This window comes from Pseudomonas sp. S4_EA_1b (assembly GCF_016307435.1).
GTDB classification, from domain to species: Bacteria; Pseudomonadota; Gammaproteobacteria; order Pseudomonadales; family Pseudomonadaceae; genus Aquipseudomonas; species Aquipseudomonas rhodesiae.
In genome coordinates, this window is sequence record NZ_JAEILC010000120.1 from 1 (window position 1) to 19,633 (window position 19,633).

The window sequence follows — 19,633 nt, forward strand, 5'->3', positions numbered from 1 at the left end:
CTGGGCGCACATAAAAAAGCGCCCGTAGGGGGGCGCTAAAATTCACCTACCAAAGGAGCGTATGGTTTACAGGTGAATGCACTGGCGCGAACAACTGCTCGGTGCTCTTGCCAAGCTGCTTTGAAATGAGACAATTTCCAAAGCAGCGATGCCTCTTCCGCTGCCCTTAAACTAGCAAAGGAGGCTAACACCAAGATGATCGTGCAATTACAATTTGGACATGTAATAGATTGTAAGATAATTATTCGAGAGAATATCGAGCCGCCACGTGAACTAATTTGCAGAAAGGCGCTGCGGTTTGCGGCCGTGCATGGGGTCTGCCTGCGTGGCGCCCTCGATCCAAGGCCAGTACCAGTCCTTGCAAGCTAACGACCGAAATGCTGCCTGTCCTGGCCGATTCCACCTGCCAGGCGAATCTGTCATACACCGCCGCAGGCCCCAGAATCCGCTATGCTTAGGGGTGGAGCCTGCATGACTGTCAGAAATCTTGCGGCTACATTACAAATTTGTAGGATTTCGCCGCGGCCAGCTTCTTCGCGTTAAGATTCAAGCGTCCTCAGGTGACCCGGCGTATGGACAGAGGTAGCGACTACCACATGCCATACCCTCAGCCAAACTTTCGAACAGCCTGCAACCATAATCTTGGCGGATTAGGCCAACTCCTTCCTCACACCTTGAGATAAGTTATGCGCGTTCTAGTTGTGGAAGACGAAATTAAAACTGCCGAATATCTTCAGCAGGGCCTATCCGAAAGCGGGTATGTCGTAGATATCGTGCACAACGGTGTAGATGCTCTGCACTTGTTCAACACTAATGTCTATTCGTTGGTCCTCCTGGACGTGAACCTCCCGGGTATCGACGGCTGGGACCTGCTGGAAACCATCCGTAAGACCAGCCGGGTCCGCATCATCATGCTGACCGCCCGCGGACGCATCAATGACAAGCTCAAGGGCTTGGACGGCGGCGCGGATGACTACCTTGTGAAGCCATTCGAATTCCCTGAGCTGCTTGCTCGCATCCGTTCGCTGCAACGCCGTGGTGATGAGTTAGTCGAGAAGAGCTCGCTGAAAATTGCCGATCTGGAACTCGACTCCGTCCGCCATCGCGTCTTCCGCGGTGGCACACGCATCGATCTCACCACCAAGGAATTTGCGCTTCTGCACCTGCTCATGAGCCGAACGGGCGAAGCGCTGACTCGCTCTCAGATCATCTCGTTGGTCTGGGATATGAATTTCGATTGCGACACCAATGTCATCGATGTAGCCATCCGGCGCTTGCGCTCGAAGATCGATGACCCGTTTGAAACCAAGCTCATTCACACGCTTCGTGGCGTTGGGTACGTTTTTGAGGAACGCGCATGAGGCCATTCAGCCTGACTGCAAAGCTGGGGTTAAAAGTTGGGTTGATGAGCGCAGCGTTGCTGCTTCTGTTCGCCACCTTTGGCTATCTGATGGTAGGCAAGGCTCTGGAAAGAAATGCCAGAGCAGACCTGGAAGTAAAGATGGCGGGGATGGCTCACAACCTGTCCACCATCCCGGACATCTCCGGCGTCAACGCGGATGCGCATCAGCTTGTCGATTTGGTCATGGGCCACAACAACCTGTATGTGAGCATATTCGATACCTCACAGAATCAGACTCCCCTGCTCTCGATTGGCTCGAAACAGGTCAATCTGGAGGTGCACAAGTTTCAGCCGGCGGCCCAGCCCAAAGAGCACGAATGGCGTGATACGCAGGACCGTCCTCTGCTGAGTGCTTCTCGAATCATGCGTTTGGGCGATGGAACAGAGGTCAGCGTCTATATGACCATGGACCAGTCATCCAGTGAGGCGCTGCTCGATGCGTTGCTGACCTGGGCCTTGATGATGCCCCCCGTCATCCTCGCACTGATCTTGGCCATTGGCTGGTGGACTGTGCGCAGAGGCCTGCTACCACTGACCAAGTTCCTCAAGATCGCCTCGAAAATCTCAACCGAGAGCCTCGACCATCGCCTTCCAACTGATGGGATGCCGGCAGAACTCAAAATGCTCGCCGACGGCATCAACATCATGCTGGCTCGCCTGGATGATGGGGTTCAGCAGCTCTCGCAGTTTTCTGACGACCTTGCTCACGAACTTCGAGCACCGCTTTCCAACCTGATGGGCAAGGCCCAGGTTGCCTTGACCAGAGAACGATCGCTTTCCGAGTACCGGGAGGTTCTGGAGTCGTGCACAGAAGAGCTGGACCGCATGAGCCGCATGGTTTCCGACATGCTGTTCTTGGCCCAGGTCAGTCATCCAGCATCAATGGTGGAGTTCGAATCCGTCTCCTTGGTCGACGAGGTTCAGCGAGTGTGCGATCTCTTCAGCATTTCAGCAGAAGAAGGCGAGATTCAGCTGCAGATCTCCGGCAGTGATGACGTGGTGCGCGGGAATCGCCTGATGGTTCAACGTGCCGTCTCGAATCTGGTCTCGAACGCGATCCGTTACTGCCCTCGCGGCCGCACGGTCTACGTTAAGGTGCAGCATAGTGCGAGCGGTACGACGTTGAGTGTCGGCAACCCCGGCCGTGGTATTGCCAAGGAACACCACGCGCACTTGTTTGAGCGGTTCTACCGTGTGGACAAGAGCCGAGCACGGAGCGAAGGCGGTACCGGTCTTGGCTTGGCCATTGTGCAGTCGATCATGAGTCTGCACCAGGGATCGGCGAGCGTGGAGGTGACCGAAGAAAACTTCACCTGGTTCCACCTTCACTTTCCGGAAGCCCAGCAAATGCAGCCGGCAATGACCGCCGCTTAAATTGCGCAGACACGATTAGGCCCGTCAATCGACGGGCCTTTTGTTTGCCTCAATGCATCAGTGCCGAAGGACCACAGGGTCCATGGGCGACCGCAGAATCACCGACTTAATAATCTTCTGTTCGTCAGGATTGGCGTTTTTCCACAGGTGTGAGAAGTACTGAGCATTCACTTTCTCTTGAGCACTTACGCTGCCGGCGGCATCGATCAGGCGCATGGTCGAGTAGACACAGATCAGCGCCAGAATGAAGAACGCCGTGGCGACCACCATCACATAACGCTTGGCCAGCACCGGTGCCCGCTTGAGCTCCTGGATAGAGGCGTCCGCCGCCTTTGTCGCTGCTGTAAGCTCCGAGATCAGTGGCTGGATGGCGGTGTCGACTCCGCGGCATGCAGCTGAATACGCTGATGCAGCGGCGCGCAAGGCAACCTCCTCCGCGTTCGACCAAGCCTTCTCCGCCTTTCGCACCTCCTCCTGAATCTGCCGGCCGACAGCGTCCACCTGCTCCACCAGTTCGTTCGACCTCTCCAGAACAGCGCTGGAGGTGCGCGTCTGCGAGGTCAGCTCATCGAGCTGGACAGTGAGTTTTTCAGTGCAGCGGCGAAAGTCACCGATAGCAACTGCCCAGGGCTCTATGTCATTCATGGCTATCTCCTAGGGCGGCCAACAACGCCGCGCTGAATTAACGCGCTAGATATCAAAATTGTAATTTAAGAGAAAATTCGAAGTCGCCCTCGACAGTGCCGAGATAGACATGATCCTTCCAGATTTGAAGATTTAACGCATCCTATCTGCAGCCAAAATTACGGAATTGTAATTATTGACTCACCTTGTCGTTAGCTTCGCGTTCCTAAACTACAAACCAACAAAGGCCGCTAATCAGGTTGGCCTAGTATGAACCGAGGTTCACAATGAAATTTGTCAAATCTATCGCTATTGGCAGCCTGCTGCTGGGTCTCATGGGTACCGCTTACGCTGAAGGCGGCTTCGAGCGAACGAAACAGTTCAACGAGAACTTCCGAACCGAACAGGCTCGCCTATGGAGCGATGACTCTTCGGACCAGAACAAACAACAAGTCGCTCAAGAGCAAAAGAAAGAAAGCAAGGATGGTAAGGAACAAGCCGACAATTAATCGGCGGTTAAATAGGACTTCAAATGACGAAAGAAATCGACAAAAAAGCCAGGGTAAAACCTGGCTTTTTTGTGCTTGGAATTTAGCCTTCGTTCTTGCGAGGCGTTTCCGCATTGCTTTCTCCGGCCAGACCCTCGGCACCTTGTGCGGGGCGTTTCCAATGGCACAGCAGGAGCTGGCTGGCGTTCGCTTCGGTGATCGATGTGCAAGCTAGATCAGCGGGCAGACCATCCTTGCTGTCTCGCAAGCGCCTGGACAGATAGAACGAGCCATCCCGCGGCCACTTGGCAGGATCCTTGATGTTCTCGGACTTCCCGCTGCTGTAAAACTCCGACGAGTATGAGCGGCGGCCAGGATAGATCAGGGGAGCGGAATGAGCAGACTGCACATTGAGCCAGGCTTGAACCACATCCCGCTGATTCTGAGGGCGCTCCTCTAGTACCCCGGCGTAGATGATGCCCGCACCGATGATTGGCAACACCAATGCGCTCGCAGCGGCAGCCCAGGTGGTCTTCGGGCCAACTTCGCTGACCCGTGCAGACAGCAGCAATGCCCACGCTGGCAGCGCGGGTAGCAGGTAGGTCCACAGAATGTTGCCTGCAAATGTGAAGAAGACCGGTGTCGCCAAGGCCCACAGCCAGAGGTAGGCTTTGAAGCGCTGCATCGATCCACGCTTGCGGATCAACAGTGGTAGAAACAAGGCCCATGGCAGTAGCGACAATCCGAGCTGGATCCAGATGCTGCCGTACGGCTTGGCATGAGCACTACCATAGAGGTCCCCTGCCCAGTTACTGACGACGTAGCGGCTCCAGTGCTCACCAACGAAGAAGTACTCCATGAAGCCGGGCGTTTTCATCTCGGCCGCGACATACCATGGCACGGATATACCGAACATGAGTACAAGGCCGCTAATCCAGGGAAGCCTCAGTACCCGTCCCCATTCCTTGTAGATAACGAACCAGGCGAATGCCGGCGCCCCCATAAGCACCAGGGTCAGCGGCCCTTTGGCAAGCAAGCCCAGCCCGAGACCTGCGAACATCAGGTAGGCATCCGCCTTGCTGGCGCACTTCATCCAACGCCAGAAACCGTAGCTGGCCAGCAGAATCGAGAACGACAAAACAGGGTCAGTCAGCACAACACCGCTGGAGACCAGGCCAAGTGTGGTGCTGGAAAAAATAATGGCAGCCCAGATGCCGGCGTTACGAGAAATCTGCTGCGTGCCGAGTTTGATGATGATGAAACAGCTTGCCAGGTGGAGTAGCCACGCTGGGAAGCGCGCAGCGAACTCGTTAACGCCGAAGACCGTCATGCTCGCGGCCTGGGTCCAGAAGGACAACGGAGGCTTGCCCCAGAACGGTACCCCGTAGTCGAACATGGGCGTGATCCAGTCATTCAACTCGACCATCTTGCGAGCCATTTCAGCGTAACGGGCCTCAGATGTGTCCATCAGCGGGTAGATGCCCAGCCCCACCAAACGCAATAGCAAAATCGAACCCAGGACCCACCACAGCGTCCTCTCGTTCTTCAGGTTCAGCATTTCTTACCCTCGATCGAAGCCATCGAAGGGTGGAGTGACACGGGATCTGCCTTGTTGCTGTGCTTCAGGAAATAGAGAGGCCGGCGCTTCACTTCCGCGAGTGTCACGCCCAGGTACTCCCCCACCATGGCGACACCGACGCACATGAATGAAGCCATTCCGACGATCAGGTGATGGATGTCGAAACTGCCTGCCACAAGCGACGCAAGCATGTAGCAGATGCTGGAGACGAAAAGACCGAAACTGATGAGGCTGAAAATGCGCAGTGGTTTGCGAGAGAAGCTGACGATGCTCTCGATGGCCAGATTGAACAGGCCAGCTGCATTCCATTTGGTGCTCCCGGCATGGCGAACAGTGCGATTGTAGGGCAGTTCGATGGTACGAAAGCCTACCCAGCCGATCATGCCTTTGAGAATCCTGGAGCGTTCATCCAGGGCCCGCAGGGCTGCCAGCGGCGCAGGCCCAATCAATCGGAAATCGCTGACATCGGCCGGCATGTCCACCTTCTCCACCAGGCGCTGCATGACCCAGTAGTAAGCCCGGGCACTCATGCGCTTGAACCACGAATCACCGATTCTCAGGTTGCGCTGCATGTTCACCACGTCGTAGCCGCGTTGCCAGTAGTCCACCATGGCCGCGATGAGCTCTGGTGGATCCTGCAGGTCGACATCAATGAAGATCAGCGCACTGCCACGGGCATGGTCTATCCCGGCGCTCAGTGCAGCCTCTTTGCCGAAGTTGCGACTCAGGGACAGGCAACGTACAGATGACCCATCCTGATAGTGGCGAAGAATGTCGGCCGTCCGGTCATTACTGCCGTCGTCGACATAGAGGATTTCGCAGGAGACGGGTAAGCGCTTCACCACGCGGGTGATTCGCTGGTGGAACTCGGGGATGGTTTCCTCTTCCTGGAAGCAAGGGACCACGATGGTTAACAAGGGATCAGGGCGCTCGGGAAAGCGATGTAATGTCTGCATGATTGAATGTCCAAAAACGATGTGCAATGAATCCAAGTGCAGTGAGGCTTAAGGTCACTACGACTTGGGAGATGAGCGGTGACAGATTCGACTTGATGAGGAACCACATACCCACGCCATTGCCGAAGTTTGTGGTTAACGCGACCAGTGCAAACCTGACAGGCTGAAACTTACGAGAGCCATCTGCCACAAAACAGAGCGCCCTATTTCCAATGAAGCTCGCGATTGCGCCAACCATGCCGCCACAGATACTGGCCAGTAACGGAGTAACGAATTCTGTCGTAACCAGCAATAGGAACACCGCATAATGGACTCCCGTTGCTATGAAGCCGATCCCCAGATAACGAATCAGTAAGGTAGTAAGAGGTGGGGTTTGATTTTCCATGCCCAAAGCCTATGGAGGCAAAGGTGAAAAAATAGTGAACTAAATGTAAATGCGTAATTAGCCGAATCTATATATGGTAAGTAACAAGTCGGCGCACTAGGCTAGCACGCTACAATATCAGAGGGATTGCCTGAAAATTACGCTTTCGAAATAAAAGCCTTCCGATAACGCATGCATGACCCGTGGATTACAATGTTGACAAGATAAGGAAACACCGGGTGGCATTGAGATAGATTCCCCGAATTAAGGGGGACCTAATGGTTACACAAAATGAAACATATACAAGCACCGTTGTTCCTTACAGCCCTGACATATTGGATGATTTGCCAATTGATGATCAGCTGGCCGTAGAGTTTTTCGCAACAGCACGTTGTGCCAGTTTCAAACAGGCTGCCCGAGGGCTCAATGTGCCAGTGGTAGGCCTGCGGAAACGCTTGGAGAAACTGGAAGAGCACATTGGTGCTCCCGTGTTTGTCTACAAACACAACAAGCTTGCCCTGACCCGCACAGGCGAGAGGGTCAGCCATTACCTGTGCCAGCTCTTCGGCCCAGACGGCCTTGGCAAGTCCGGTGAAAAGGAAGTCCCCAGGCTTACCATCGCGATCACAGAGCCAGTGCTGAACGACATCGTAAACCGCGATCTAGTCGCCTACGTGCGTGATCATGCCGAAATGCAGCTGGAAATCCATTCAGAATGCACAACGCAGATGCTTTCTGAGTGTGAAGTCGATGTGGGTATCGCTTTGGTGAGCCCAGATGATAAAGGCGCGCTTGATCGCCATCCTACGTATAGGTTTGAACGGCTTGGCCGGATTGGGCACGCCCTGTTCATTTCCAGCCGCTATTCAAGAAGCGTCACCCTTCCAGTGGAGAGCTTGGATTTGCACAACTTCATGCTCGTTGTCCCTTGGGATGAAGAGATCTTGGCGGGCTCACGAAAGTGGGCATCGATAATGGCTGAGCATCAGGGCGGTACCACTCGGGTCAAGAGCTACAACCTATCACGAGGCCTTGTCGTTGGCGGTGCGCGTATTGGAGTGCTGCCCGACTACAGCCGAAAACTGGAGAGAAATATCCTACCCGTGCCGGGTTTCCTGGACGACCTGGAGGAGAAAGATGTCTATCTTGTTATCAAAACGAAGCTTGTCCGCAATCCGCAGGTTTTGGAAATTCGAAGATTGATCAAGAAGAGCTTCTTTGATAAGAAGGACTGGCTTGTTCGGTAACAGTTTTGTTAGGGAATCTCCGAACAAGTTTTCAAATGTGCTGAAATACGCCTGACCACCTGATCCGAGCCGCCTATGAGCCAGATGAGCTTTTCCGATTTCGAATACGCCGGCAAGCGCAAGCAGACACGCCGCGAACGCTTCCTCGCCGAGATGGATCAGGTCGTGCCCTGGACGGGTCTGCTGGGCCTGATCGAGCCGTTCTACCCCAAGGCCGGTGGCGGCAGAAAACCCTATCCTCTGGAAACCATGCTGCGTATTCATCTGTTGCAGAATTGGTTTTCCCTGAGCGATCCGACCATGGAAGAAACGCTCTACGAAATCACGCCCATGCGCCAGTTTGCACGTTTGACCTTGAGCGCCCCGATACCTGAAGACACCACGATCATGAATTTCCGGCACTTATTGGAAAAGCATCAGCTTGCACCTGCAATCCTCGCGGTCATCAATGGTTATTTGCAGGGCAAAGGCATGTCTCTGCGTCAGGGCACTATCGTCGATGCCACCATTATTCATGCTCCCAGTTCGACTAAAAACGAAGAGGGAAAGCGCGACCCCGAGATGCATCAGACCAAAAAAGGTAACCAGTATTTCTTCGGAATGAAGGCCCATATTGGCGCTGATGTCGAGTCCGGCTTGGTTCATCACGTCCACGGCACCGCCGCCAACGTCGCCGATGTCACACAGGTCGCCGAGCTTTTGCATGGCGAAGAAAATGCAGTGTATGCAGACGCCGGATACACCGGCGTTGAGAAGCGTGAAGAGCATGAAAATCGTGAAGTGATCTGGCAAATCGCGGCGCGCCGCAGCACCTATTCCAAGTTGAATAAACGCAGCGTGCTCTACAAGGCCAAGCGCAAGATTGAGTACTGCAAAGCCCAGACACGGGCCAAGGTCGAACATCCGTTTCGGGTGATCAAATGCCAATTTGGGTACGTGAAAGTGCGCTTTCGTGGGCTGATGAAAAACACGGCTCAGTTGACCACATTGTTCGCCCTGTCGAACCTGTGGATGGCTCGAAAACAACTGATGGGTATGGGCGAGTTGCGCGCTTAACATGGAAAACCGGGCGAAAAACGCCCTCGATGAACACTGCATCAGGTCGTTTTGAGCAAATAGCGCTGCGTGCCGTGCAAATTACGACTTGCGGCCGCCGCGCAGCAAGTTGATCGGAGCATCCTTAGGTTTGAAACTCCTCCGTTAACACTACAGAAACACAACTGTCATATTCGCTTGCAACCTAGTCAGAGTGCTTAGAACAAAGGCATCTTGTTACAGCAGGTGACAACCGTGGCCTGCTCCCATCTGCAAGATAAATTTAGGCCGGCGCAGGGCGAAATATAACGTCGGTAGCTAAGCACTTAACATACGAGAGGCAAGCAATGATCCGTTCTTCGAACATGCGGGAAAAGCTGTTGGCTGCCGCAATAATAGGCACATTTTCCTCGCAAGCATTCTCCGGAACAGTAACCACTGACGGAGCTGACATCGTTCTGAAGACCAAGGGCGGTCTTGAAGTATCGACTTCTGACAAGGAATTCAGTTTCAAACTGGGCGGCCGAGTTCAGGCCGACTACGGCCGTTTCGATGGTGTCTTCACCAAGAATGGCGATACCGCTGACGCAGGCTACTTCCGTCGCGCCTACCTTGAGCTCGGTGGCGTGCTGTACCGCGACTGGAAGTATCAGCTCAACTACGACCTTTCCCGCAACACGGGCAACGACTCCGACGGCTACTTCGACGAAGCCAGCCTGACCTACACGGGTTTCAAGCCGGTGCAACTGCGCTTTGGCCGTTTCTACACCGACTTCGGTCTTGAGAAAGCCACCAGTTCGAAGTGGACCACCGCCATGGAGCGGAACCTCTCGTACGACCTGGCGGACTGGATCAACGACAACGCCGGCATGGGTGTTCAAGCCACCAGCACCATCGCTGACATGGCTTATGTTTCCGGTAGCGTTTTCAGCGAAACCAATAACAACTCGGATGGCGACAGCACCAAGCGCTACAACGTACGTGGCGTGTTCGCACCGCTGCACAGTGATGGCAACGTCCTGCACGTCGGTGCTCAGTACGCTTACCGCGACCTCAAAAACAGTGCGGTCGATACCCGGATTCGTTCGCGTCTGGGCGTCCGCGGTGTAGATACCAATGGCGGCGGCGATGCCGGCACCAACGGCAACCGCATGCTGTTTGGCGGTGCTGCTGCACAAGATGGCCTGTGGAAGGACGACTCGGTCTGGGGTCTCGAAGGTGCCTGGGCCACCGGCCCGTTCTCGGTTCAAGCGGAATACCTTCGCCGCAAGCTGAAAGCTGACCAGGCCAACAACGACATGAAGGCCTCCGGTTACTACGCCCAGATGGCTTACACCCTGACCGGCGAGCCGCGTATCTACAAGCTCGATGGTGCCAAGTTCGACACTATCAAACCAGAGAACAAGGAACTGGGGGCCTGGGAAGTCTTCTACCGCTTTGACGATATCAAGGTCGAAGACGGCAACCTGGTCACCGCGGCGGACCAATCGAACGAGCGCAAGGCCAAGAGCCACACGGTGGGTGTGAACTGGTACGTCAACGAGGCGGTGAAAGTCAGTGCCAACTACATCAACGTGCGCACCGACAACAACGAGAACACCGTGGGCGACGACAGCGGCAATGCCATCGTGACCCGCCTGCAATACGTCTTCTGATCCCTCTCATCAGTCTGACGTGAGAAAGCCGGAAGCGCTCAACGTGCTTCCGGCTTTCCTGTTTCTGGAGGTGATCAAGCATGGAGCGCCCTCCTCCTACCTGCTTTCGCTTACCGATGACCGCTCTTGCCAAAGCTCGGCGAATCTGATGTGATTGCCGCGTCGGGCTTTGCATGGTGGCCGTGCAAGCAAATCAAACCTGACTCCTATTCATGATTGAACCTGATTCGACGTCCAGCTTCGCGTCTAACGGCCCTACAAGCGCAGCTACCCCAACGTCGCTCATTAGGGGATAGTCATGTCTGCAAAAAAGCTGCTTCAACCTCTCGCTGCTCAGCTGCACGCCTCGTTCTCGGCTTCTGGCCGCCCGTACTCTCATCTGCACCTCCACCAGCTGTTCCACGCGGCCATCGGCTCCGTTGCACCGCAAGTTGCCATCCAAGACAAGCTGCCAATTCAGGTCTGTCGTGACAACGAGACACGGCAGTACAACCTCTACGCGGCGGTCGAGCGGGCGAAAACGTGCTTAGGATTGACCGATCTTCAAGCAGTCGGTGTGGCTGAAGAAGTCATTGAGGTGCTACGAACTGCGGGAATCGGCGTGAACCAGGTTCGCCTGCTCCTTGACCCCTCCTTCAGCTCGAAGACTCGCAAAAAGGCCTTCAAGGCTCTCTGCAAGAACCTGGATCTGAACGAGCTAGGCGATCGCTTCGTCCCCAAGACTGCCACGTTGGCCATCGCTGCTGGTATTGCGCCGCCTCCCAAAATGTCGTGGAAGGATCGCTTCGCCCTGGCTGCAAATTCCCCCATGCGGGGGCCAAGCGAGCTCATCAGCATGGTCAACCGGGATGAGTGTTATCTGTGGGTATTCCCACCGACTGACCATCATGCGACGGCTCCAGCGACGCATGACCGTTTCTTTGGTGAAAAGACCCACCCGAGCGCAGAAATGGGCATGGGGTTCAGCATCATCGATTCCGGCTGGACCCGCCCCAAGTACCCGCTATCCAGGCAGTCACAAGAGACCTTCATCCAGTATTCGCTTTCTGCGCCGATGTGGTCCTGGCGCGCACAAAGTGACACCTGGCGCCTGGGAAACATCCTGCGTTCAAGAATCCTTGACGGGGCTCCTTGGCATAACGAGCCTCTGAGTGACGTGCTTCCGAGCGGCCTTAAATCCCTGCCCCGGATCTATGGGTGCGAAACCTGCCGAACGCTGTTCATTGAGAATCACAGCGACTACCCGGATGTACCCACTCAGTGCCAATGCGGTGAGGCGAGCAGCACGGGTGACCAAAACGAGTCATCTGCTCTCAATAGCTGATTTTCCTTACGGTGGCGGGCTGAGCCCCCCGTTAGGGATTGGCTATGGGAGCGGGATTCGCTCACCCCAAACCTGAAGGCGCCGCCACCTAACCGAGCGATATGAGCTGAATGCTCGCGGAGTAGATATGCAAAAGAGTAAAAACAAACAGGACACCCTGGCGGCGATCAATGCGCTTGTCGAGATTGCGTATGATCAGGGATTTGCGGACGGACACGGAGTCGGCAATCAAGTCGGTTTCGTAGCCGGTGTCATGAGCCTCAAAGCTGCATTGGCCTGCGGCTTACGGCATGGCTCACCTGAGTGCGGAAAGGCCCTTGAAAGCCTCAAGCGCATCGGGATCGACGAGTGAGAGAAAAGTACGGGTCGTGCGCTGATCGCGCACGACCCGTACTTCTACTTCAGGTCATTTCCCTGCTTAGCTTCATGATTGAAGCTCAGGGATCAGGTGCTTCTGCGGTAGGCCAACAGGCGCAAGGCGTTGAAGACGACCAACAGTGTGGAGCCCTCATGGATCGCAACAGCGGCACCAATGCTCAAGCCCATGATGGTGGACGGAACCAGGATGGCCACAATCCCCAAGCTGACGAACAGATTCTGGTGGATGATCGATCGCGTGTGACGGCTCAGCCCCACCGCAAATGGGAGTTGCCTGATGTCGTCAGCCATAAGCGCGATATCAGCCGTTTCCAGGGCAACATCAGATCCAGCAGCCCCCATTGCGATACCAACGCTCGAACTGGCCATGGCAGGGGCATCATTGACGCCGTCACCCACCATGGCCACCTTGGCGCTAAGGCGCAGGTTTTTGATGGCCTTGACCTTGTCTTCCGGCATCAGGTCTCCCCACGCTTCATCTAAGCCAACTTGTTTGGCTACAGCCTCTGCAACGCGGTTGTGGTCTCCAGAAATCATGACCATGCGTTCGATGCCCATCTCTCTAAGCTTCTGGAGTGCCTCTTTGGCCCCCTCCCGGGGTGTGTCCAATAGCCCGATAGCGCCCAGATCCTTGTCAGCACGCCGTACCACCATGGTGGTACGGCCTGACTGACGTAGACGCTCCGCAGCCTCCAGGGCTGCCTTGCTGAGTGCGGGAATACCATTGGTACCGAACATCTCGACCTTGCCAATCCAGACGAACTGCCCATCAAGCTCAGCACGCACGCCGCGGCCAATCATGTTGCTCATGTTCTTGGCTTGGAATCGGCGCCGTGTGCCAATCATCTCTTCACCGTCACGCACAATTGCCGCAGCCAGCGGATGGTCGCTCATCGACTCCACAGCGATGGCGACGTTTAGCAGATCCTCGATCTGCGTGCCGCCTATGGGTATTACATCGGTGATACGTGGGCGCCCTTCGGTCAGGGTACCGGTCTTGTCGAATGCCATGGCATTCAATGATCCAAGCTCTTCAAGTGGCGCACCGCCCTTGATCAGCACGCCACCTCGGGCTGCCCTGGCGATGCCAGAGAGAATGGCGCTTGGTGTAGCGATCGCGAGCGCGCAGGGGCTGGCTGCAACCAGTACGGCCATCGCCCGGTAGAACGAGTCACGGAACGGCTCGTCAAGGAAAATGCCGGCAAATAGCAGCCCGACTACCAGCAGTAAAACCAACGGGACGAATATGCGTTGGAAGCGGTCCGTGAATCGCTGGGTCGGTGACTTCCTGACTTCGGCTTCACTGACCATCTTGATGACCCGCGCCAAGGTACTCTCCGTAGAGCGCCGGGTTACCTCAACCTCGATGAGCGTTTCGCCATTGATGGTACCGGCGAAGACTTTCGAGGCTGCATCCACTGCATCTGGCTTGCTGCGTGCGAGTTCGGCATCAGGAACAGGTTGCTTGTCCACGGGGACGCTCTCACCGGTTACTGGCGCCTGGTTGATACTTGAGGAGCCTACGACTACAAAACCATCGGCCGGCAGGCGGTCATTGGGGCGCACGATGACAACGTCACCGGGAACCAGCAGCTCCACGGGCATCTCCACCGTGCCATTTGCTCTGCGTACGATCGCGGTGGCTGGTGCGAGCTTGGACAGTGCCTCAATCGCTTTCTTGGCCCGCCCCATCGCGTAGCTTTCAAGGGAATGCCCCAGACTGAACAGGAACAGCAGCAGAGCCCCCTCCGCCCAGGCGCCGATGCTCGCGGCACCGACTGCGGCGAGAAGCATCAGCGAGTCGATCTCGAAGCGTTTCTGACGGATGTTGGTAACCGCTTCCTTAGTGGTGAACCATCCACCGAACACGTAGGCCGACACGTACAGAATCAGAGGCAGACGATCAATCAGGCCAAGTTTTCCTGCGAGAGCTCCGGCACCCAGGAGAGCACCACAGATCAGCGCGAAAATCAGCTCTGTGTTCATTCCAAAAATGCCGCCATGCTCATGGCTATGACCTTCATGCCCGGCTTGGTCATCAGGGCGTTCAAGCAAACTCTTCATAACTCGTCCCTTCTGGGGTCAAGGCTTCCAATTGCCCTCTGCAGTTGGGGAGCCGTCTCTGTTGGTTGGCTAAGATCTATTGCACGGTTTGCCCGAGCCCAGGCGTTAACATTTCGAAGCTATGGGGTATCGGGCGTAATAAAAAATGCCAGGCACTGCCTGGCATTTATGAATTCTCTAATTGTTCTGTTCAAATCGTTTACTACTTGTTGTTGATGCATTGCGAATACATCGAGTAACGAACAGTCTTGAGCGTGCCCTGGGAGTCCTCGAAGGTCATCAACCGTGGATAGACCTGGCAGGTACGGGGGTCCTGCGACTGACGTACGAATTTCGCAACGTCTATCTTCATGCCATATTTGTAATCCTGAATCTCTGGCATTGGCTTGCCATTTTTCTCCGCGTACTTGGCCACTGCGGTCTGGTGTTCCTTGGTGTATTGAAGCTGCTTGCTCTCGGAGAAAGTGTTGGCCTGCGAAGCCACCGAGAAAACAACAAGTGCAGCAGCGATAATTAGCTTTTTCATAAAACCCTCTCAATTTCAAAACTTCTCGGGCGTAACCTTAGCAATGCATAGGCATCACCGGCATGACGAGAAACTTACAATTTTGAAAGGTAAGTGCATCTACTTCACTTTAAACAAAAAAGCCCACAACACGTGTTGTGGGCTTCTCTTTAGCGGAGGCTGTTAGCTAACCACTTCGGCCTCGTCGCCGTCTTCATCCTTGCGGTGTGCCCAGTGATACAGGGCAGGCAGTACCAGCAAGGTCAGTGCGGTGGAGGACAGGATCCCGCCAATCACCACCGTCGCCAATGGCCGCTGAACTTCGGCACCGGTGCCGGTGGCCAAAGCCATCGGGATGAAGCCCAGGGACGCTACCAAGGCTGTCATCAGAACAGGTCGCAGACGGGTCAATGCACCTTCATCGACTGCCTGTCTGAGCGTTCGTCCCTCCTCCCTTAGCCCGCGGATGAAGGCAATCATCACCAGGCCGTTCAGTACTGCAACGCCGGACAGTGCAATGAAGCCGACACCTGCCGAGATCGACAGTGGGATGTCCCGCAGCCACAACGCCACAACACCACCGGTGAGTGCGAATGGAATACCGGTGAAGACCAGCATGCCGTCCTTCAGGTTGTTGAACATCAGGAACAACAAGGTCATGACCAGCAGCAAGGCGACTGGAACAACGATCTGCAGGCGTTTGGCAGCCGACTGCAGCTGCTCGAACTGGCCCCCCCAAGTCGTCCAGTAGCCCGCAGGGATTTGCACCTTCTTGTCCAGCGATGCGGTCGCCTCCTCAACGAAGGACCCCAGATCGCGGCCTCGAACGTTGGCGCTGACGATAACCAGACGTTTGCCGTTCTCGCGGCTGATTTGGTTCGGGCCCAGTTGCAGGTCCAGATTGGCGACCTGGGACAGCGGGATGAAGCCGATCTGATTGGCACCCTGTGCCGCATTGGCAGGTACCGGGATCAGCAAGCTGGACATACCCGCTACGTCGGTGCGAACGGTCTCTGGTAGGCGTACTACCATGTCGAACCGACGGTCGCCCTCATACAGCGTGCCGGCCTGACGGCCACCCACGGCGATAGCGATCGAGTTCTGAACATCCGCGATGTTCAGGCCGTAGCGTGCTGCTTTTTCGCGGTCAATGTTGATGGTCAGCACCGGCAGGCCGGATGTCTGCTCAACTTTCACTTCCGATGAGCCCGGGACCGCTTTGAGCGCTGCCGCGATCTTGTTGGCGGTGTTGTTGAGCACGTCCATGTCATCGCCGAAGACTTTCACAGCGACGTCACTACGCACGCCCGAAATCAGCTCGTTGAAACGCAGTTGGATTGGCTGCGACAACTCGTAGTTGCTTCCTGGAACACCCGCTGCGGCCTTCTGCACTTCAGCAATCAGCTCATCACGAGGCTTCTTCGGGTTAGGCCACTGATCCTGAGGCTTGAGCATGATGTAGGCGTCAGAGGCGTTCGGCGGCATCGGGTCAGATGCAATTTCTGCGGTACCCGAGCGTGCGAACATCCGCTCAACTTCAGGCACCTGCGCAATCACCGCTTTCTCCAGACGCTGCTGCATCTCGACAGATTGAGTGAGGCTCGTTCCAGGCACACGCATGGCCTGCATCGCAAAGTCACCCTCACTGAGGCTTGGGATGAACTCGCTACCCATACGACTTGCCAGCAAACCACTGAGCACGACCAAGGCTACTGCGGCCGAGAAAGCGATGTTCCGATGTCCCAGCACCCATTGCAGAACCGGTTCATAGCGCAGTCGAGCTGTGCGCATGACCACGCCTTCCTCTTCCTTCACCTTGCCAGTGACGAACATGGCAATAGCTGCAGGAACAAAGGTAACGGACAGGACCATTGCACCCAGCAGCGCCATCACAACGGTGAAGGCCATCGGGTGGAACATTTTGCCTTCGACGCCGGTGAGGGCGAAGATCGGCAGGTACACCACCATGATGATCAGCTGACCGAAGATCAGCGGCCGGCGAGCTTCTCGCGCCGCGGCAAAGACCTCGTGGAAGCGTTCGGTTTTGGTGAGCATGCGGCCATGCTTATGTTGCGCATGAGCCAGTCGACGGATCGCGTTTTCTACAATAACCACGGCACCGTCGACGATGATGCCGAAGTCGAGTGCCCCCAAACTCATTAAGTTGGCACTGACCTTGTTGTTGAACATGCCTGTGAAGGTGAACAGCATGGACAGCGGAATCACCATCGCGGTGATCAGAGCCGCACGGATGTTGCCGAGGAACAGGAACAGAATGGCGATAACCAGGATCGCGCCTTCCACCAGGTTCTTCTTCACCGTCGCGATGGCTTTTTCAACCAGGTTGGTACGGTCGTAAACAGTCACAGCCACCACGCCCTTTGGCAGGGTGCGGTTGATGTCCGCCAATTTGGCGGCGACAGCTTGAGATACGGTGCGGCTGTTTTCACCAATCAGCATGAACACGGTACCGAGCACGACTTCGCGGCCGTTCTCAGTAGCAGCACCTGTACGGAGCTCTTTACCGATGCTGACGTCAGCAACGCTGCTGATGCGAATCGGTGCACCATCCACACTGGTGATCACGATGTTGGCGATGTCTTCGATATTGCCTACCTGACCCGGTGCACGGATGAGCAACTGTTCACCATTACGCTCGATGTAGCCGGCACCGACGTTGGCGTTGTTACTTTCCAACGCTGCGACCAGGTCATTGAGTGTCAGCTTGTAGGTAGCCAGGCGCTTTGGATCCGGCGCAACCAGGAACTGCTTGGCATAACCGCCGATGGTATTGATCTCGGCCACACCCGGGACGTTACGCAGCTGAGGCTTGATGATCCAGTCCTGGATCACGCGCAGGTCGGTCGGGGTGTACGGCGTACCGTCCTCTTTGACCGCGCCATCTTCGGCTTCAACAGTCCACAGGAAGATCTCGCCGAGGCCGGTAGATACCGGACCCATGACGGCCTCTACACCTTCTGGCAGCTGTTCCTTCGCAACCTGCAGCCGCTCGTTGATCAACTGGCGGGCAAAGAAGATGTCAGTGCCATCCTTGAAGATCACGGTGACCTGAGACAGGCCAGAGCGAGACAGGGAACGGGTCTGCTGAAGGCCCGGGAGACCGGCCATGGCCGTTTCAACTGGAAACGTGATCCGTTGTTCGGTTTCCAAGGGCGAGTAACCAGGCGCTGCAGTGTTGATCTGCACCTGGACGTTGGTGATATCGGGTACCGCATCGATGGGCAGCTTTTGATAGCTGTAGATACCGATACCCGCCATGATCAGAACGGCGATCATTACTACGATGCGCTGCTCGATGGCGAATCTGATGATACGTTCAAACATGAGAAATCATCCTGTCAGTTCGCATCAGTGACCGTGTTCGGCAGAAGCTTTGCCGAGCTCGGACTTGAGTGTGAAGCTGCCACTGGTTGCTACCTGGGCGCCGGCTTCAATACCGTCGATGATTTCCACGTACCCATTGTCGCGGCGACCCAGTTTTACCGGGCGGGTGTCAAAGCCATCTGGGGTGCGTACGAATACCGAAGGTTTGTCTTCAACGGTCTGCACAGCGTGCTCAGGGACCGCTACGGCAACTCGATCGGTCTGGGAGGTGACCGCAATGTTTACGAACAGGCCTGGACGCCAGGCGCCGTTGGGGTTGGTCAAGGTGACGCGGACAGTAGCTGCACGGTTTTGCTCGCCCAGCAGGCTGCCGACATAACCCACCTTCCCTTCGACCTCGACGTTCATGTCAGGCGAAGAGACTTTCACTGCACGGCCAGTCGTGACCTTGCCCAGATCTGTCGGCGGAACTGCGAAGGTCGCCCAGACCTGATTCAGGTCGGAAAGGATGAAGGCGTTGGTCGCCTCGCTGACGACTTCGCCGACGGTCAGGTGTTTCTCCACTACCACGGCGTCGAAGGGAGCGCGGAGCTCGTAACGATTACCGCCAACGGAGTTAACCGAGGCACCGATTGCGCCGACCTTCTGCTTGGCGTTGGCCAAGGAGATCTCCGCTTCTTGCAGCGCTTGGCGTGCTTGGAGGTAGTCTTGCTCTGCAGAGATCTTGTCCTGCCACAGTTGCTTCTCACGTTCGAAGGTCACACGCGCCAGTTCGACGCGACGCTGTGCGGCCTGTTGTTCGCTGCGCAGGTCAGAGATCTGCTGGCTGGCGATTACCGCGAGGACTTGCCCTTTCTTGACCGTCTCGCCCAGGTTGGCCTGGACAGCCTCAACAACGCCAGGAACACGAGGAACCACGTGGGCAGTACGATCTTCGTCGAAGCGAATTTCGCCAGGGAAGCTCACGACGGTACCGAGGTCACGAGGCGCTGCAGCTTCCAGGGCAACACCAGCGGCCTTGATCTGTTCAGCGCTGAGCGTCAGCTTGCCCTCTTCTTCACCGCCCTCTTCGCTGTGGCCTTCTTCACCATGGCCCTCATCACCTTCCTCTTTGGCGGCAGATGCGGCTTTCTTTTCGTCGCCATGGCCATCGTTAGCGCCATGCTCGGCAGTACTGGCGGCCTGCTGTCCGGAACTGTTGTTCCAGGCAAGGCTGCCAAATCCGAGGGCTGCCACAGCGGCTACCGCGAGGGCGATCTTGCGTTTGTTATCCATTGCTACTCCTGCTGATCG

16 protein-coding genes are annotated in these 19,633 nt (G+C 55.9%); 8 read left to right on the top strand and 8 right to left on the bottom strand.

All coding sequences use genetic code 11. The annotated features are described in order from the left end of the window. The first annotated feature begins 686 nt into the window (after positions 1-686). Complete coding sequence (locus tag YA0848_RS30275) at positions 687-1,361, top strand: heavy metal response regulator transcription factor (RefSeq protein ID WP_003253457.1); 675 nt, start codon at positions 687-689, stop codon at positions 1,359-1,361. Continuing rightward, entirely contained in the window at positions 1,358-2,776 is a 1,419-nt protein-coding gene (locus YA0848_RS30280; protein WP_198712587.1) for a heavy metal sensor histidine kinase, read from the top strand. The genes YA0848_RS30275 and YA0848_RS30280 overlap by 4 nt, the downstream gene beginning before the upstream one ends. 57 nt (positions 2,777-2,833) lie before the next feature. Here the strand turns inward: YA0848_RS30280 and YA0848_RS30285 are convergent, their stop codons facing one another. Continuing rightward, the gene (locus YA0848_RS30285; protein WP_010951442.1) at positions 2,834-3,421 is read right to left on the bottom strand and encodes a hypothetical protein; all 588 of its coding nucleotides are present in this window, start codon (positions 3,419-3,421) and stop codon (positions 2,834-2,836) included. Positions 3,422-3,687: 266 nt separating this feature from the next. Here YA0848_RS30285 and YA0848_RS30290 point away from each other — a divergent pair, with 266 nt between their 5' ends. Continuing rightward, entirely contained in the window at positions 3,688-3,909 is a 222-nt protein-coding gene (locus YA0848_RS30290) for a hypothetical protein (protein ID WP_010951443.1), read from the top strand. Positions 3,910-3,991: 82 nt separating this feature from the next. Here the strand turns inward: YA0848_RS30290 and YA0848_RS30295 are convergent, their stop codons facing one another. Genes YA0848_RS30295 through YA0848_RS30305 form a run of 3 tightly spaced genes read right to left on the bottom strand, consistent with a single transcriptional unit; the run spans position 3,992 to position 6,808 of the window. Beyond that, entirely contained in the window at positions 3,992-5,446 is a 1,455-nt protein-coding gene (locus YA0848_RS30295; protein WP_010951444.1) for a phospholipid carrier-dependent glycosyltransferase, read from the bottom strand. Beyond that, entirely contained in the window at positions 5,440-6,423 is a 984-nt protein-coding gene (locus YA0848_RS30300) for a glycosyltransferase family 2 protein (RefSeq protein ID WP_010951445.1), read from the bottom strand. The genes YA0848_RS30295 and YA0848_RS30300 overlap by 7 nt, the downstream gene beginning before the upstream one ends. Beyond that, positions 6,389-6,808, bottom strand: coding sequence for a GtrA family protein (locus YA0848_RS30305; protein ID WP_010951446.1), 420 nt, complete (start codon positions 6,806-6,808; stop codon positions 6,389-6,391). Before YA0848_RS30305 ends, YA0848_RS30300 begins: the two co-directional genes overlap by 35 nt. Positions 6,809-7,065: 257 nt before the next feature. Here YA0848_RS30305 and YA0848_RS30310 point away from each other — a divergent pair, with 257 nt between their 5' ends. From YA0848_RS30310 to YA0848_RS30330, 5 genes are all read left to right on the top strand, one after another. Beyond that, positions 7,066-8,034, top strand: coding sequence for a LysR family transcriptional regulator (locus YA0848_RS30310; protein ID WP_198712588.1), 969 nt, complete (start codon positions 7,066-7,068; stop codon positions 8,032-8,034). 75 nt (positions 8,035-8,109) lie between these two features. After that, positions 8,110-9,090 (top strand): IS5 family transposase, encoded by a 981-nt coding sequence (locus YA0848_RS30315; RefSeq protein WP_106117533.1) that lies wholly within the window; start codon positions 8,110-8,112, stop codon positions 9,088-9,090. A 326-nt stretch (positions 9,091-9,416) separates the two neighbouring features. Continuing rightward, complete coding sequence (locus tag YA0848_RS30320; protein WP_009395904.1) at positions 9,417-10,724, top strand: OprO/OprP family phosphate-selective porin; 1,308 nt, start codon at positions 9,417-9,419, stop codon at positions 10,722-10,724. Positions 10,725-11,022: 298 nt separating this feature from the next. After that, the gene (locus tag YA0848_RS30325; protein ID WP_011953109.1) at positions 11,023-12,048 is read left to right on the top strand and encodes a hypothetical protein; all 1,026 of its coding nucleotides are present in this window, start codon (positions 11,023-11,025) and stop codon (positions 12,046-12,048) included. A 127-nt stretch (positions 12,049-12,175) separates the two neighbouring features. Then, positions 12,176-12,400 (top strand): hypothetical protein, encoded by a 225-nt coding sequence (locus YA0848_RS30330; protein ID WP_010951451.1) that lies wholly within the window; start codon positions 12,176-12,178, stop codon positions 12,398-12,400. A gap of 92 nt (positions 12,401-12,492) precedes the next feature. Here the strand turns inward: YA0848_RS30330 and YA0848_RS30335 are convergent, their stop codons facing one another. The 4 genes from YA0848_RS30335 to YA0848_RS30350 form a co-directional block, all read right to left on the bottom strand. Beyond that, complete coding sequence (locus YA0848_RS30335; RefSeq protein ID WP_010951452.1) at positions 12,493-14,490, bottom strand: heavy metal translocating P-type ATPase; 1,998 nt, start codon at positions 14,488-14,490, stop codon at positions 12,493-12,495. A 202-nt stretch (positions 14,491-14,692) separates the two neighbouring features. Next, positions 14,693-15,016 (bottom strand): DUF2790 domain-containing protein, encoded by a 324-nt coding sequence (locus tag YA0848_RS30340; RefSeq protein WP_003253432.1) that lies wholly within the window; start codon positions 15,014-15,016, stop codon positions 14,693-14,695. A 162-nt stretch (positions 15,017-15,178) separates the two neighbouring features. Beyond that, complete coding sequence (locus YA0848_RS30345) at positions 15,179-18,340, bottom strand: CusA/CzcA family heavy metal efflux RND transporter (protein ID WP_010951454.1); 3,162 nt, start codon at positions 18,338-18,340, stop codon at positions 15,179-15,181. 24 nt (positions 18,341-18,364) lie between these two features. Next, positions 18,365-19,615 carry an efflux RND transporter periplasmic adaptor subunit gene (locus YA0848_RS30350; RefSeq protein WP_010951455.1) on the bottom strand — a complete coding sequence of 417 codons (1,251 nt, stop codon included), beginning with the start codon at positions 19,613-19,615 and terminating at the stop codon, positions 18,365-18,367. Positions 19,616-19,633 lie beyond the last annotated feature (18 nt).